The sequence below is a fragment of the Kribbella sp. NPDC056951 genome, from assembly GCF_042674205.1.
Classification (GTDB): Bacteria; Actinomycetota; Actinomycetes; order Propionibacteriales; family Kribbellaceae; genus Kribbella; species Kribbella yunnanensis.
Map to the genome: position 1 here is coordinate 202,550 of NZ_JBHUQZ010000004.1, position 14,442 is coordinate 216,991.

At 67.0% G+C, this 14,442-nt stretch carries 18 protein-coding genes; 7 read left to right on the forward strand and 11 right to left on the reverse strand.

The features are described 5' to 3' along the window. Positions 1-181 precede the first annotated feature (181 nt). Positions 182-1,285: an IS701 family transposase gene (locus ACFTSF_RS19010; RefSeq protein WP_380154987.1), complete on the forward strand. Its 1,104-nt coding sequence runs from the start codon at positions 182-184 to the stop codon at positions 1,283-1,285. A gap of 56 nt (positions 1,286-1,341) precedes the next feature. On the opposite strand, the gene ACFTSF_RS19015 is transcribed toward ACFTSF_RS19010, so the two are convergent. The 7 genes from ACFTSF_RS19015 to ACFTSF_RS19045 all read right to left on the reverse strand — a co-directional run bounded on the left by ACFTSF_RS19015 (position 1,342) and on the right by ACFTSF_RS19045 (position 6,737). Next, the gene (locus tag ACFTSF_RS19015) at positions 1,342-2,130 is read right to left on the reverse strand and encodes a maleate cis-trans isomerase (protein ID WP_380154988.1); all 789 of its coding nucleotides are present in this window, start codon (positions 2,128-2,130) and stop codon (positions 1,342-1,344) included. Further along, on the reverse strand, positions 2,127-2,789 hold the full coding sequence (locus tag ACFTSF_RS19020; RefSeq protein WP_380154989.1) for a transglutaminase family protein: 663 nt from the start codon (positions 2,787-2,789) through the stop codon (positions 2,127-2,129). Before ACFTSF_RS19020 ends, ACFTSF_RS19015 begins: the two co-directional genes overlap by 4 nt. Before the next feature lie 9 nt (positions 2,790-2,798). Continuing rightward, on the reverse strand, positions 2,799-3,917 hold the full coding sequence (locus tag ACFTSF_RS19025; RefSeq protein WP_380154990.1) for an acyl-CoA dehydrogenase family protein: 1,119 nt from the start codon (positions 3,915-3,917) through the stop codon (positions 2,799-2,801). Positions 3,918-3,989: 72 nt separating this feature from the next. Further along, a complete protein-coding gene (locus tag ACFTSF_RS19030; protein WP_344165580.1) occupies positions 3,990-4,364 on the reverse strand; it encodes an ectoine synthase in 375 nt (124 codons plus the stop codon). A gap of 16 nt (positions 4,365-4,380) precedes the next feature. Then, on the reverse strand, positions 4,381-4,647 hold the full coding sequence (locus tag ACFTSF_RS19035; protein ID WP_344165583.1) for a phosphopantetheine-binding protein: 267 nt from the start codon (positions 4,645-4,647) through the stop codon (positions 4,381-4,383). Continuing rightward, on the reverse strand, positions 4,644-6,074 hold the full coding sequence (locus ACFTSF_RS19040) for an AMP-binding protein (RefSeq protein ID WP_380154991.1): 1,431 nt from the start codon (positions 6,072-6,074) through the stop codon (positions 4,644-4,646). Before ACFTSF_RS19040 ends, ACFTSF_RS19035 begins: the two co-directional genes overlap by 4 nt. Positions 6,075-6,293: 219 nt before the next feature. Beyond that, entirely contained in the window at positions 6,294-6,737 is a 444-nt protein-coding gene (locus tag ACFTSF_RS19045; protein ID WP_344165589.1) for a MarR family transcriptional regulator, read from the reverse strand. A gap of 139 nt (positions 6,738-6,876) precedes the next feature. Here ACFTSF_RS19045 and ACFTSF_RS19050 point away from each other — a divergent pair, with 139 nt between their 5' ends. The 4 genes from ACFTSF_RS19050 to ACFTSF_RS19065 all read left to right on the forward strand — a co-directional run bounded on the left by ACFTSF_RS19050 (position 6,877) and on the right by ACFTSF_RS19065 (position 8,849). Then, complete coding sequence (locus ACFTSF_RS19050; protein WP_344165592.1) at positions 6,877-7,197, forward strand: SMR family transporter; 321 nt, start codon at positions 6,877-6,879, stop codon at positions 7,195-7,197. Between the two features lie 27 nt (positions 7,198-7,224). Continuing rightward, positions 7,225-7,629, forward strand: a complete 405-nt coding sequence (locus ACFTSF_RS19055; RefSeq protein WP_380154992.1) for a DMT family transporter — start codon at positions 7,225-7,227, stop codon at positions 7,627-7,629. Positions 7,630-7,725: 96 nt separating this feature from the next. Continuing rightward, complete coding sequence (locus tag ACFTSF_RS19060; RefSeq protein WP_380154993.1) at positions 7,726-8,211, forward strand: nucleoside deaminase; 486 nt, start codon at positions 7,726-7,728, stop codon at positions 8,209-8,211. Further along, on the forward strand, positions 8,208-8,849 hold the full coding sequence (locus ACFTSF_RS19065) for a DsbA family protein (protein ID WP_380154994.1): 642 nt from the start codon (positions 8,208-8,210) through the stop codon (positions 8,847-8,849). The genes ACFTSF_RS19060 and ACFTSF_RS19065 overlap by 4 nt, the downstream gene beginning before the upstream one ends. Here ACFTSF_RS19065 and ACFTSF_RS19070 read toward each other — a convergent pair. The 4 genes from ACFTSF_RS19070 to ACFTSF_RS19085 all read right to left on the reverse strand — a co-directional run bounded on the left by ACFTSF_RS19070 (position 8,846) and on the right by ACFTSF_RS19085 (position 11,769). Next, positions 8,846-9,433: a hypothetical protein gene (locus ACFTSF_RS19070; protein WP_380154995.1), complete on the reverse strand. Its 588-nt coding sequence runs from the start codon at positions 9,431-9,433 to the stop codon at positions 8,846-8,848. The genes ACFTSF_RS19065 and ACFTSF_RS19070 overlap by 4 nt on opposite strands. Before the next feature lie 3 nt (positions 9,434-9,436). Next, positions 9,437-10,042, reverse strand: a complete 606-nt coding sequence (rdgB, locus tag ACFTSF_RS19075; protein ID WP_344165611.1) for an RdgB/HAM1 family non-canonical purine NTP pyrophosphatase — start codon at positions 10,040-10,042, stop codon at positions 9,437-9,439. Then, positions 10,039-10,755, reverse strand: coding sequence for a ribonuclease PH (gene rph, locus ACFTSF_RS19080; protein WP_132405575.1), 717 nt, complete (start codon positions 10,753-10,755; stop codon positions 10,039-10,041). Before rph ends, rdgB begins: the two co-directional genes overlap by 4 nt. A 174-nt stretch (positions 10,756-10,929) precedes the next feature. Beyond that, positions 10,930-11,769, reverse strand: a complete 840-nt coding sequence (locus ACFTSF_RS19085) for an SGNH/GDSL hydrolase family protein (protein WP_380154996.1) — start codon at positions 11,767-11,769, stop codon at positions 10,930-10,932. A gap of 147 nt (positions 11,770-11,916) precedes the next feature. Between ACFTSF_RS19085 and ACFTSF_RS19090 the strand changes: the two genes are divergently transcribed. After that, entirely contained in the window at positions 11,917-13,089 is a 1,173-nt protein-coding gene (locus ACFTSF_RS19090) for a Gfo/Idh/MocA family protein (protein ID WP_380154997.1), read from the forward strand. Between the two features lie 464 nt (positions 13,090-13,553). Further along, positions 13,554-14,354 (forward strand): hypothetical protein, encoded by an 801-nt coding sequence (locus tag ACFTSF_RS19095; protein WP_380154998.1) that lies wholly within the window; start codon positions 13,554-13,556, stop codon positions 14,352-14,354. Positions 14,355-14,442 lie beyond the last annotated feature (88 nt).

A 14,442-nucleotide genomic window follows, 5' to 3' on the forward strand; every position in this document is an offset into this window, starting at 1 on the left:
ACCCGCACGGTAACTGCACAATTACCCAAGTGATAACTCCGGGGAGCTTTTGCCGAACGTGACTTGGCAACATGGTGAAGTTGCAGCGAGGTGCCGCGAAAGGCCTAAAAAACATAGCGGTTGTTCTTTATTCTCTTGAGGGCGTCCACCAGCCCCGGTGGGCCTCAGGGGAGGAACTTCAGTGACGGCTGCGCGATCGACGAGCTTCGACGGATTTACCGACCAGTTGTTCAGACGAATACCCAGGGCCGATCAGCGGCGGTGGGCCGAGGTGTACGTGCAGGGACTCCTCACGACACCGGGCAAGAAGACGGTCCGGCGGATGGCAGCCGCCGTCACCGATTCCGATACCGCGGCCCAGGCCCTGCACCAGTTCGTCAATGCGAGCCCCTGGGAATGGGAACCCATCCAGACCGAGATCACCCGCTGGGTCGAGCGGCACACGCAGCCCCGCTGCTGGAGCCTCGCGCCGGTGGTGCTCCCGAAGCGCGGCGGGCAGTCCTGCGGTGTGCACCGCCGGTTCATTCGGCAGACCGGCCGGACCGTCAACTGCCAGATCGGGATCGGCGCTTTCCTCTCGTCGAGCACCGGCGACCTGCCGGTGGCCTGGAACCTGCTGATCCCCGAGGAGTGGTCCGACAGCGCGCGCCGCCGGCAGGCCCGGATCCCGGGCACCGCAACGGCGGCCTCGGCGATCCCCAACGCCTTGAAGCTGACCAACGGCCTGGCGCTCTACGCGACCGAGGACTCGCTGCCGGTGGTGGCCGACATGGTCGGATACCTGGACACGTCCGCGATGATCCGCGGACTGGTCGAACGCGGTCACGACTTCGTGGTCGCCGTACCGGACAACCTGCTGCTGCAGCCCGGCAGCCACCTGGCCGCCCGGCAGTGTGCTGAAGGCGCACCGGTGCGCGCCGCGCAGTTCCTGGACGGACGCGCCGGCCACGCGCCGCACCCGTCCGGCCTCGTCTACCTGCCGCGCACCCACACCAGGCCGGGTCTGCAACGCACCTATCGCCTGTTCGCGCGCCCGGAGGACGACCGCGGCCGTCCTGGTGGTCTCTGGCTGACAAACATGACGAACCGGCCCTTCGGCGAACTGCTCGCACTGGTGGACGCGCAGACAACGACCGCGACCACCATCGGCCGCCTCGAGCGGGACTTCGGTCTGCGGGACTTCGAGGGCCGCTCGTACCCGGGCTGGCATCACCACATGACGCTGGTCTCCGCGGCGTACAACTATCAGCAGTTGGCAGTGCGCCACCTGCGCCAGGTCGCCTGACGACACAGCAGGGCCGCGCTCTTCAGTACGTCGAAGAGCGCGGCCCTGACTGGTGTTTACGGCTTGGTGCTGAAGAGATGACCGTAGTCGGTGATGCCGGCCGCGATGTGCGCGGCATCCGCGAGGTGCAGCGCGTGCCACATGATCACCTGGTTCGCGGTGACCACGTGGAAACCGAGCTCCTCCTCGAGCGGCTTGATCGTCCCGACCGCGCGAATCCCGTTACCAGCAACCAATACGGCGTCCGGCTGGTGGGCGGCGACCGTCGTACGGATCCAGGCCGACAGGTTGGTCGGCGTGATCGCCTTCTGGTTCGACGGCAGACCGCACGGCCCATGATGTACGACGTCGAACCCGAACTCACCGAAGTAGTCGGCGCCCTGTTGCGAGAGGACGTCGTCGAACCACGGCGGATTCACGATCGCGATCTTGTGTGCACCGAGCGCGCGGAACGCCGCCCGAGCCGCCACGGTCGTGCCGGTGATCGGCAGACCGCGAGTGACGGGGGCGAGTCGTTCGAAGAGCTCCTCCTCCCCTTTCGCCTTCAGCACATAGCTCGACGAGGTGAAGGCGAGCGCGAGGGCATGCAGCGGGCTCGCGGCGACGAGCTCCACAGCCTGGTCCAGGAACGGCGGTTCGACGAACGCGCGGACCGGGTCGTGCGGGATCTTCTCGTCCATCTCGCCACCGGCCCGCATTGCGGCGAAGTGGATCCGCGATCCGTGAATCGACACCGACGAAGGAGCCATCGCCTGGAGCTCGGCCTCGGGACCGACATCGGCATGCGGTACGACGACTCCGATCCGGGTGCTCGCGTCCCAGCCGTCAAGTGGTGCATTGCTCATCGAATTGTCCCTTCTGCGGCGAGACTCCCGCCGGCGACGGTTCCCGTGCCCGAGAGGAACTTGGGGTGTTTGGCGCGCATGGTGGCGATGACGAACTCGTACGGGACGTCGTCGAAGCTGCCGTGGTCGGTGAGGAACTCCATCGACCCGCCACCCTCGGCGTACGGGTGGTAGAGGCTGTCGCTGAGGCCGTCGAACTCGAGGGCCTCCATGCCGTACAGCTTGCAGAGCATCTTGTTGAAGACCGGTGTGGCCTTGACCCACTTGCCGTTCAGGTGGACCTGGGTGAGGCCGTGGAAGAAGACGTCACCACCAATGTGCTCGATCAGTCGCGGCGAGGCAAGGTGGTTGCGCACATCGCCGTACACGAGGCGCGACGGGATGCCGACGGCGCGCACAGCCGCCGCGTAGACCGCGGACTTGTGCAGGCAGAAGCCGGACTTGGCCCGGACCGTGCTCGACGCCTTCAGCCCCTCGGGCGACAGGTCGGCGTCGTACACCTCGTAGAAGATCCCGTCGCGTACGGCGTAGTACAGCTCGATCGCGTTGGTCGTCGGGTCGGCCGAGCGGTCCTTGACGGCATGGTCGACGAAGGCCTGGACCTCGTCGGTCTCGTAGTCGAGGAACTCGGTCGGCCGGGTCAGCTCGTGCAGGTTCATGGAAACTCCTCAAAGGCCCATCAGGGTCGCGATGCGGTTGCGCTGGATCTCGGAACTGCCGGAGTAGATCGTCCCGGCGATGGAGTTGCGCAACTCGCGCTCCATCCCGAACTCGGTGAGCACGCCGCGTCCGCCGTGAATCTGGACGGCGTCCAGCGCGGTCTGCACGTTGGCCTCGGAGACGATGGTCTTGGTGGCGGCCAGATCGAAGGCGGCGTCCTGCCCGGCCTCGACCTTGGCTCCGGTGTCGGTCAGCCACTTGCGGGCGGTCTCGACGCGCATCTTCATGTCGGCGAGCTTGTGCGAGATCGCCTGGTACTTGCCGATCGCCTGCCCGAACTGCGTGCGGGTCTTGGCGAACTCGACGGTCTCCTCCAGCCGGCGGGTCATCTCGCCGAGGGTGAGCGAGAATCCGAACAGGACCTCACGCTTCATCACGTAGTCCAGGACCAGGAATCCCGCGCCCTGGGCACCGATCCGGTTGGCGACCGGGACGCGCAGGTCGTCGAAGGCGAGGGTCCCGATCGGGCTGGTGCGCAGGCCGAGCTTGTCCATCACCGGTCCGACCGACAGACCCGGCGTACCGGCCTCGACCAGCAGCGTGGTCAGACCGAACGGGCCTGGCTTGCCGGTGCGGACGTACAGCAGGAACAGGTCGGCGATCGGCGCGTTCGTGATGAACATCTTGCTGCCATTGATGACGTAGTCGTCACCGTCGCGATGGGCCACGGTCGACACGTTCGTCGCGTCCGACCCACCGGTCTCCTCGGTGATCGCGTGCGCGGTGATCAGGTCACCGGCCATGATCCGCGGCAGGTACCGGCTCTTGAGCTCGGGTGTCGCGAACCGCTGCATCGGGATACCGACGGAGACGATCTGGGTGGACGTGGAGAAGGACAGGCCGGCGTCACGCGAGGTGTAGCCGAGGCCTTCCAGGGCACGCATGGTGTCGGTCAGGCTGCGACCGCTGCCGCCGAGTTCGGGGGCGAAGGGGGTCCGCAGGATTCCGGAGTCCTGGATGGCCTTCCATTTGTCCTGCGGAAAGGCACCGGCTGCGTCCGACTCCTGCAGGTCGGCGTTGAGCTGATCTGCCCACGGGGTGGCAAGGTGGAAAAGGTCGTCGTTCAAGAGGTGTCCTCGGTTCGGCTGCGGGCGCCTGCCGGCCGTTGCTTGTGGCAACAGCCGGCAGGCTCGGACGGCTCAGTACTGCGAGAAGCCGTCCGCGGACAGCGTGTGCTTCTCGTTGCCGACGATCGGCGGGTTGAACACCGAGATCAGGTGCAGGTCCTCGTCCTCGGACGCGACCAGGTAGTGCGGGTCGTGCTCGTTGAGGGCGTACATCGTGCCCTCGACGATCTTGTGGCGGGTGCCGTCCTTTTCGACGACCTCACCCGAACCACCGACGCAGAAGCAGGCCTCGAGGTGGGCGCGGTACTGCAGTGCGCTCGTCGTGCCGCGGCGGACGAGGGTGTCGCAGATGGCAAAGCCCATGCCATCTGCATCCGTCAGGACGCGGTAGCTGAGGCCGTTGCCCCACTCGACAGGGGCGACGTTGTCGATGCTGCGGACGATCATTTCTTGCTTGCTCCTTCTACTGGACGGGTACGACGGAATGGGTCTGGACGAGGGCGACGATCGCGTCGAGGCTGCGGAAGTTGTCCGGGCCGAACTCGATGTCGTCGAAGGAGACCTGGTAGGTCTCGGTGAGATGCGAGATCAGGCGGATCAGCCCGAGGCTGTCGATGACGCCGGACTCGATCAGGGCGTAGTCACCGGTCAGGTCGGAGGTGTCCTCACCGGCCAGGTACTCGGCCACCACGTAGGCGCGGATCTCGCCGGCGATGTCTCGGGTGCTCATGAGTGGATCTCCTTCAGGCGGTTGCTCTTGATCAGGTTTCGGTCGGGCTTGCCCGTGGACGTGCGGGGCATCGGGTCGTCCGTGACGTGCACGGACGTGGGAATGGCATGGCGGGGCAGGTGCTGACCTGCGTGCGTTCGCAGCCGAAGGCCGGTCAGCGCACTGCTGTGGCGCCGGCTGACATGTGCATGCAGCCGTACGCCGGCCTGTTCGTCCGGCAGCGGTACGACGACCGCCTCGATCACGTCGGGGTGCGCGGAGATCACCCGCTCGACCTCCTGCAGGTTGGTCCGCACACCGCGGACCTTCACCTGCCAGTCCGCACGGCCTTGCAGGCTGTACAGACCGTCGTCGTCTTGGGTGACGAGGTCGCCGGTGCGATAGAACGTGCGGCCGTCGATCTCTTCGAAGACCTCGGCGTTCAAGGCGGTGTTGAGATAGCCGTCGGTCTGGAACGGCGTTGCCACCAAGAGCTCGCCGTCGCGGATGAGCGCGTCGGTTCCGGCGATGGGACGGCCGATCGGCATCTTGCCGGTCAACGTGGCCGGGTCGACCTCGTGGATGAACGAGTCGTTCGTCTCCGTGCAGCCGAAGATGTTGTGGAACCGGGCATTCGGGAAGGCCGCGCTCACCGGCTTGAGCAGCGAATCCGGCACGCTGTCCCCGGTGAAGATCACCTCGCGGACCGGAGCGAACGCCGTACCGGCTTCTGTCAGGAGGCGGTAGAGCATCGGGACGCCTTGGATGAAGGTGACGTCTGCGACCAGGCTTTCGACGTACGGCGCGTCCGTCGCCCGGCCCTGGTCGACCAGGACGACCTGCGCTCCCAGCTGCAGGAAGGTCCAGATGTCGAGGAGCGCGAGGTCGAAGTTGAGAGGTGCGTAGGAGAGCGCAACCTCGTTGTCCGTAAGGGAAAACTCTTGCGTGGCCCAGGCTGCGAACGCGTCGAAACCGGTGGCCGCGATGGGCACGATCTTCGGCGTTCCGGTGGAACCCGAGGTGGTGAGCAGGAGGCAGGTGCGGGCGGGATCCGGGGCGGCGAACCCCGCCGCCTCCTGCTCGTCGGGCTGCACCGCGTCCGCGGTCAGGGCATCGATCGCGGACGCGGTGAGTACGTGGGTGGCGCGGGCCTGCTGCGCCAGGCGGGCCAGTGCGGCCGCGCCGAGATCAGGAGCGGGAGCCAGTACGACGAGGCCCTCGAGGAACGCGGCGAGCAACAGCGCGATGGTCTCCGGCGACTTGTGCGCCGGGACGCAGATCGTGCTTCCGGCCGGCAGGTTCAGCTCGATCAGGCTGTGCCGGAAGGACTGCGTGAGCTCGCCCAGTTCGCCGTACGAGACGGTGCGGTCGCTGGTGACCAGGGCGGTTGCGTGGGGTCGTAGGTGGCCGTGAACGGCGACGGCTTCGGCCAGGCAAGGTGATGGCACGGCGGAATTCCTCGCACTAGGGAAATCTCTGGACGGTGCACACCCACTCGGTTCGAAGGTTTCGAACCCGTGGCGGCGGTGCCGAAGGTATCCCGCGAGGTACATGCTTGGTCAAGCATCTACTTGGCGAAGTAGTAGTGAGCAGGATCATTGGTGCTTGTGCGGGCAAACAAAAACCCCCGCATCGCCGGATCGGCGAGCGGGGGTTGCTGAGCGGTATTACGCGGTGCGCAGCGCCTGGACCGTGGGGCCAAGGTCAGGGTCCGCGGCGAAAGCATTCAGGGCGGCCGACAGCACCTCGACGTACGTGGCATGGGCCGATTGGTAGCGCTTGCGCCCCTCGTCGGTGATGACCGCATAGACGCCTCGTTTGTCCGACGGGCAGAGGTCCTTGAAGGCGAAGCCGGACGCCTCCAAACGCCCTACCAGGCGGGTGATCGACGACTGACCGAGGCCTACTTTGTCGGCCAAATCCTGCATCCGCAGCTCACTGGTCTCGGAGCCGACGAGGTGCTCGAGGGACCGGTATTCCGACAGGCCGATGCCGTGCCGGCTCTGCAGGGCCGCGGCGAGCTCACGCTCGACCTGGGCGTGCAGGGTGAGCACGCGATCCCAGGCGCTGCGGTCGGAAGTGCGCGCGGGCGCCAGCTGCGAGGTCGTCATGGAGCCTGGTCCTCCTCGATTGATTCTTGAATCAGAGTACATGCCCATGCAACCTCTCGGGGTTTCCCTTGCTCAGGAGTTTGCCGTACAGTCTGAGCCAGACGCTTGCATGTACAAGCAACTCAACGGAGGACACCTCATGCACTGGCTCCTACTCGGCATCGCCGTCGTCTTCGAGATCGTCGTGGCGATCGCGGCCGGCAAGGCCGAAGGCTTCAAGAACCGCAAGTGGACGATCATCACCCTCGTCAGTGGTGCGTTCGGCACCTTCTTCCTCAGCCGGGCCCTGCTGACCTTCAACGTCGGCGTCGGGTACGCCCTGTGGACGTCGATCTCCGGGATCGGGATCACCGTCCTCGGCGCGCTGCTGTTCGGCCAGAAGCTGAGCTGGCGCAAGGGCCTGGGCATCGCCGCGATCATCGTCGGCGTCGTCGGCCTGCAGCTCAGCGGCGCAGCGTAAATCACCCTCCTTCGAAAGGAATCTCCGATGTCCTCGACGTCCCCCTCCGCTGCCAAGTCCTGGCTGATGCTCCTGCTCGCCGGTGTTTTCGAGATCGGCTACGCGCTGTCCGTCGGCGGCAGCCACGGATTCACCCGGCTGACCTGGTCCCTGGTCGCCGTCGTCTTCTTCCTGCTGACCCTGTGGGCGCTGAGCGCCGCACTGCGCACCATCGAGGTGGGGATCGGTTATGCAGTCTGGGCAGGAATCGGCGCGGCCGGCGCGGCAGCCCTCGGCCCGGTCTTCTTCGACCAGAGCCTCACGGTCGTGCAGTCCCTGTGGCTCGGCCTCATCGTCCTCGGTGTCATCTGGCTCAAGCTCGCCGACAAGTTCGACGCCCCCAAGGCTTCGGCCGAGCAGTCGACGCAGACGCCCGAGAACGCCGGCGTCTGAACCGCCCCTCGACGCACCCGGAGCGGCAACCTCGCTCCCGTCCGAGCAGACGGGCCGCTCCGGGTGTTCCCTCCCACCCCAAAGGACATGCGCCTGATGTCAACTGATCTTCTCGACCACCTGACTCCTCACATCGAGGAGGCCGTCCGGATCAGCAGCACCCACGTCGCCGAAGGCGGTATCCCGTTCTCCGGGATCGTCGTCCGCGACGGCCACGTCCTCGGCACCGGTTTCAACCGCGTCCTCGAGGACGACGACCCGACCGCCCACGCCGAGGTCGTCGCCCTCCGCGCCGCCGCCAAGAAGTCCGGCCGCTTCGGCGTCGCCGGCGCCACCCTGATCGCGTCCGGCGAACCCTGCGCCCTGTGCTACATGGCCGCGCTCTACTTCAACATCGAGCACATCGTCTACGCCGCCGACCGCAAGACCGCCGAGGCCTACGGCTTCAACTACTCCAGCTCGTACTCGATCTTCGCCAGCGACCCCACCGACTGGCCGATCCAAGTGACCCACGCCCCGATCGAGGGACACCAAGCGCCGTTCGAAGAGTTCATGTCCGGCCGGAAGGGAGCCCACCGATGACCGACAAGGTCAAGATCAAGATCTTCTCCGACTACGTCTGCCCCTTCTGTCTCCTCGCCGAAGGCCCGATCGAAGAAGCGACCAAGGACTTGTACGTCGACATCGAGTGGATGCCGTTCGAACTCCGCCCGCACCCGCACCCCACCCTGCGCCCCGAAGACGAGTACCTCCCCGCCATCTGGTCCCGAGCCGTCTACCCGATGGCCCGACAACTGGGCGTAGACATCACCCTCCCCACCGTCTCCCCCCAGCCCTACACCCACCTGGCCTTCGAGGGCTACCAGTACGCCGCCGCCCACGACAAAGGCACCGAGTACACCCACCGCATGTTCCAAGCCTTCTTCCAAGAAGACCAGGACCTAGGCAACCCCGACGTACTCCAGGCCCTGGCCGCCGAGATCGGCCTAGACGCCCCCGACTTCCGCAAGGCCCTCGACAACCGCACCTACCGCGAGAAGCACCAAGACGCCCTCCGCGAAGCCGAGGCCCACCAGATCCAGTCCGTCCCCACCATCCTGGTCGGCAACACCCGCATAGAAGGCGTCCCCACCCCCTACGACCTCCGCAAAGCGATCCTGGACGCCCAGGCCGAGCAAGCCATCGCGTTCGGCACGGCCTGCAGCGTCGACGGCTGTTAGTCGAGGGTGTTGAGGTACGCCGTTCCGCGGGGGGAGAGCTCGTAGCCGGTTTCGAGGCTGTAGGTCAGGCCTAGGTTCTTGAGTTTGCGGACGTCCAGTTTGAAGGGGGCGGTTTCGCGGCCGAGGGTGGCGGCTAGGTCGGCTGCTCGGGTGGCTGGCTTGGACTGGATGAGGCGGAGGGTTTGGGTGGTCCAGGGGCCGTGGGGGTTGCCGGCGTCGAAGCGGGCTAGGCGTTCCTTGATTTCGGCCAGGTCGTCGGCGGAGAGGTCGGTCTGGGCGGCGAGTTGTTCGCGGGGGTCGGGTTCCTTGACCAGGTGGAAGCGGATCAGGAAGGTCGGCCAGGTGTCGTCGCCGCGGAGGCGGCGGAGGATGTCGCCGGCGTTGCTGCGGTCGGCGCGGGCGACGTCGGGGTCGTTGTCGGCGATCAGGGCGGGGTTGATCTCGCTGATGCTGTCGATCTGGATCCGGCCGGCGTTGGTGCGGTAGATCCGGCCCTCGACGACGCGGGCCTCGGACCAGCGGCGGTAGGCCGAGGTGATCCAGCCGTCCTCGACGCCTTCCTTGTCACGTCCTGCGAACAACATGCGCTAGGCCCCCAATGCTTTCGCGACGATCGGAGCCAGGGCGCGCAACGCCTTGCCGCGGTGGCTGATCGCGTCCTTCTCCTCGATGGTCAGCTCGGCCGTGGTCACGTCATACCCTTCGGCCTGGAACAGTACGTCGTACCCGAAGCCGCCCGTACCGCGGACTTCGCGGATCACCGAGCCGCGCATCTCGCCGAGCACGAGCTCGTCGGCCGCGTTCTTCCGCACGAAGGCAACGGCCGCGACGAATGACGCACCCCGGCGCTCGTCGGGCACGTCCTCGAGCTGACCCAGCAGCAGTTGGTTGTTCGCGTCGTTGTCCTTGGCCGGACCGGACCAACGCGCCGACAGTACGCCGGGCATTCCGTTCAGCGCGTCGACGCAGATGCCGCTGTCGTCGGCGATCGACGGCAGGCCGGTCGCGGCCAGCGCGGCGTGTGCCTTCAGCAGGGCGTTGCCCTCGAAGGTCGGCTCGGTCTCCGGCGGTTCCGGGTACGGCGGTACGTCGCCCAGCCCGAGCACCTCGATCCCCGGCACGATCGGGGTCAAGATCCGGCGCAGCTCCTCGAGCTTCTTCTTGTTGTTCGAGGCGAGCAAGACGCGCGTCATCCGAGGGCCTCCTGCTGCAGCTTCGTCAGGTCCGCACAACCGGCAAGACCCAACGAGAGCAGGCTGTCCAGCTCGGCGCGGTCGAAGGGCGCACCCTCAGCCGTGCCCTGAACCTCGATGAACTTGCCGTCGCCGGTAATCACCAGGTTCATGTCGGTCTCGGCCCGGACGTCCTCCTCGTAGCAGAGGTCGAGCATCGGGGCGCCGTCGATGATTCCGACCGACACCGCCGAGACCGTGCCGGTCAGCGGCTCACTCTTCAGCAGCTTGCGGTCGCGCAGGTACGACACCGCGTCCGCGAGCGCGACGTACGCGCCGGTGATCGCCGCCGTACGGGTCCCGCCATCGGCCTGCAGTACGTCGCAGTCCAGCAGGATGGTGTTCTCGCCGAGCGCCTTGTAGTCGATCACCGCACGCAGCGACCGCCCGATCAGCCGCGAGATCTCGTGCGTCCGGCCACCGATCCGGCCCTTCACCGACTCGCGGTCCGAGCGCGTGTTCGTCGACCGCGGCAGCATGGCGTACTCGGCGCTGACCCAGCCCAGCCCGGAACCCTTCCGCCACCGCGGCACACCCTCGGTCACGCTCGCCGCGCACAGCACCCGCGTCTTCCCGAACTCCACCAGCACCGACCCTTCGGCGTGGTCGAGCCACTTCCGGGTCAGGGTTACCGGGCGGAGCTGGTCAGGGGTACGTCCGTCGATGCGAGCCATGGTCCAAACCCTAGGGCATGGGCGGTGATCTCCTGCCGTCGCGAGCAGGTGCTCGGTGGAGTGCCTCGGTGTGCTTCGGGCGAGGTCTCGATGCGGAGCATCGTGGCCTTGACCGAAGTGCGCCGAGGTGCCCACCGAGTGCCGCGCAGCAGGCAGGAGATCGCCGGCCATGCCCTAAGCCTCCAGCCGCTGGACCTCCGCATTGGTCAACGCGCCCGAGGCGGGCCGGCGCTGCGACAACGCCATCCGGGCGACGAACGGGAGCAGGTCGCCGGCGCGGCGGCCCAGCCACGGGACGCCCTCCTTGACCATCCAGACCGTGTCGGCCCACTTGCTCGGCGGTTTGTAGGCGCAGTCCAGATCCGGCGGTACGTCGATGCGCACGCCCCGACCGGTCAGTTCGTCGGCGAACATCCGGGCGAGTTTGCGGTGTCCACGCTCACCCGGGTGCATCCGGTCGATGCTCCAGAAGTCGCGGCGGTACACCTCGGGGTAATCGGCCATGTCGAGCCGGATCCCGCCGTACCGGGTGTGCAGGTCGTCGTACGCGAGGTTGACCTGCTCGATCCGCTGCCACAGCGGCCGGCCCATCCACTTCGGCAGGCCGAAGATCTTGGCGTGGTCATGGAACCGGACGGTGAGCAGCAGCGCGCCCCGCGCGGTCAGCTCCTCGGCGCACACGTGCAGGTGGTCGCGGACGCGGGCCGGGTCGAAGGTGGACCGCAGGGTGTCGTTGATGCCGACGATCAGCGAGGCGATGTCGATCGGGCCGCTGCCGATCTCGGGGAGTTGTCGGGTCGCGACCAGGTCGGTCGTCGCGCCACTGGTCGCGAAGTTGGAGAACGTCACACGGTGGGAGCTGCCCAAGGAGTCGGCGAGCAGCGAGGCCCAGCCCCGCCACCCCTCCCCCGGGCGCGCGCCGGCACCGGAAAGGTCGGTCGTACTGCTGCCGTTCATCGGGTCCCCGACACCAACTGTGGTCGAGTCCCCCAGTGCCACGTAGTGGAGGCTCACATTCCGTCATGGTGGCGACACGGGGCGAGGTCCCGCTGTCGACTGGGTGACCAGGAAGGCAATTCCATCCAGCGACCCGGTGATTGAAGGACGGAACTGCTCGGAGTTAGGCTGATTCAAACAACTATGTGCAGGAGTTGCTGGCTGATGACTGATCTTCGACTCGGCGTGGTGGGGCTCGGCGCCCGGAGCTACCTCGCGGGACACGCCCATCGCCCCGGGGAGGGCAGCGCGATCGTGGCCGTGGCCGATCCGGTGGCCGCGCAGCGTGACCAAGCCCTGGAGAAGTACCCCGAGGCGACCGCGTACGCCGATCACCGCGAACTGCTCGACCAGAAGCTCGACGGTGTCTTCCTGACCACCCCGGACGACCTGCACGAGGGTCCGGCGATCGACTTCCTCACCGCCGGGATCCCGGTCTTCGTGGAGAAGCCGCTGGCGATCACCACCGAGGGCTGCGACCGCGTCCTGCAGGCAGCCTACGAGTCCGGCGCCCGGCTGTACGTCGGACACAACATGCGCCACATGCCCGTCGTACAGACCATGCGGCAGCTGATCCAGGACGGCGCGATCGGCGACGTGAAGGCGATCTGGTGCCGGCATTTCGTCGGCCACGGCGGCGACTTCTACTTCAAGGACTGGCACGCCGACCGCCGCCGTACCACCGGCCTGCTGCTGCAGAAGGGTGCCCACGACATCGACGTGATGCACTGGCTGGCGAACGGCTACACCCGGCGCGTCAACGCGATGGGCGCACTCACCCTGTACGGCGGCATCGAGGACAGGCTCGACCGGACCGGCCAGCGGTTCTCCGACTTCGTGAGCTCGGACAACTGGCCGCCGCTGGAGCAGAAGGGCCTCGCGCCGGTGATGGACGTCGAGGACCTCTCGATGGCGAATCTCCTGCTGGACAACGGCGTTTTCGTCACCTACGAGCAGTGCCACTACACGCCGGACTACTGGCGCAACTACACCGTGATCGGCACCCACGGCCGCCTCGAGAACTTCGGCGACACCGCGGGTGGCGTGGTGAAGGTCTGGAACAGCCGCCGCTCCGGCTACCGCGAGGACGCCGACCTGGTCGTCGAGATCGCCGGCGAGAGCGACCACCACGGCGGCGCCGACCCGCACCTGGTCAACGAGTTCCTCACCTTCGTCCGGGACGGCGGTACAACGTTGACCTCCCCCATCGCCGCCCGCGCCGCAGTCGCCGCCGGCGTCGCCGCCACCAACTCTTTGCGGTCGAACGGCGTACCAATCGACGTACCGGACCTCGACCCCGCCCTGATCGCCTACTTCGACAACGGTCAGGCGCACTGACGGCTACGCCTTGAGCACGGATCAGTCACTTGTCCGGCCGGACGGTGGTTGAGCGGTGCTCAAGGTGGGCCAGGCGCGCGACCTTGAGCACGACCCAACCGTTTCGGCAGGTGTCACGTGGTTGGTGCGTGCACAAGGTGGCTGTCGCCTAGACCTTGGTCGCGCAGACATCGCTGTTGCCTCCTGGGAAGGGTCGGACGAGCCGAACCGTCGCACCACCCGGCGGACGACGTCCAGAGCGCTTGCTCCTCGAGCTCGCGCTCTGGGATAGGGCTGGTCAGTCCGATGGAGCGCATGACCGCAGGTGCTAATATCCACGACGTGACCCGGTACGCCGTCGCGATGCGAATGCTGAGCCCTCGATATGGAGGAACCTCGGCAGCGTAGTCACGTGTGCTTGCAGCGAGAGGCCTCCCTGTCGGGGGGCCTCTTCTCATGTCTGCAACCACCCCAGGAGACCTCGCATGTACCCGATCACCTACCTGACCGACTGTGTCGGCGGGAACGCCCGCGCCCGCCTCAGCACCCGCATCGGCGCCCTCTTCGGCCAGTCCCCCACGATCATCGCGCTCGACGACCCCGATCCCGAGTCGTTCGCGGCGTTGACCCTGCTCGACTGTCTGAGATCGACGGAATCCCTCGGCGAACCCGGCCACCCCACCATCACCCTGCTCAACCTCGCCCCTCGTGACGGTCATTGGCCGAACGGCGTCCCCTTCTGCTTCTTCCGGTACGGCGAACATCTCGTCGCGAGCACGTTCAATCCGCGCGCGCTCGGCCTGGTACGGCGGGAGCTCGGGATCACCGAGGTGTTTGTCACCGACATCGCCGAGGTTCTGGAAGCCCTCGACTTCGACCCCGTGGAATCCGAGCGGATCATCACCACCCAGTTCCGCAGCCTCTGGTACCTACCACTGCTCGCGAAATGGGTCACCGACGGCCGGCCGGTCCCCTCGACGCCGACCCCGATCCCCGTCACCCCGGACGAGGGTCCGCTGGTGACCGTCATCGACAACTTCGGCAACTGCAAACTCGACCGCGCCCCCGACGAACTCAAGCTGGCCGGCATACCGCGCTACCCCCACCTGACCGCCGTACCGCGTGATGAACCCGGCCTCATCCCCGGCAGCTCGGACGTAGCCGAACTGGTCGTCCGCGGCGGTTCAGCCGCCGACTACTTCGGCCTACGCCAAGGCGATCGGCTGGATGATCGTCGTGCGGAAGAGCTCGCGGACCGCGTCGGGCGCTCGAACGACAGGACATAGACACCTACGCATACGCCTTCCCCCGCCTGAGTGCAGCGGGCCCGGCGCCGATTCGGCCGATACCTCCTGTCGCTCGGGCTGTCGGGAC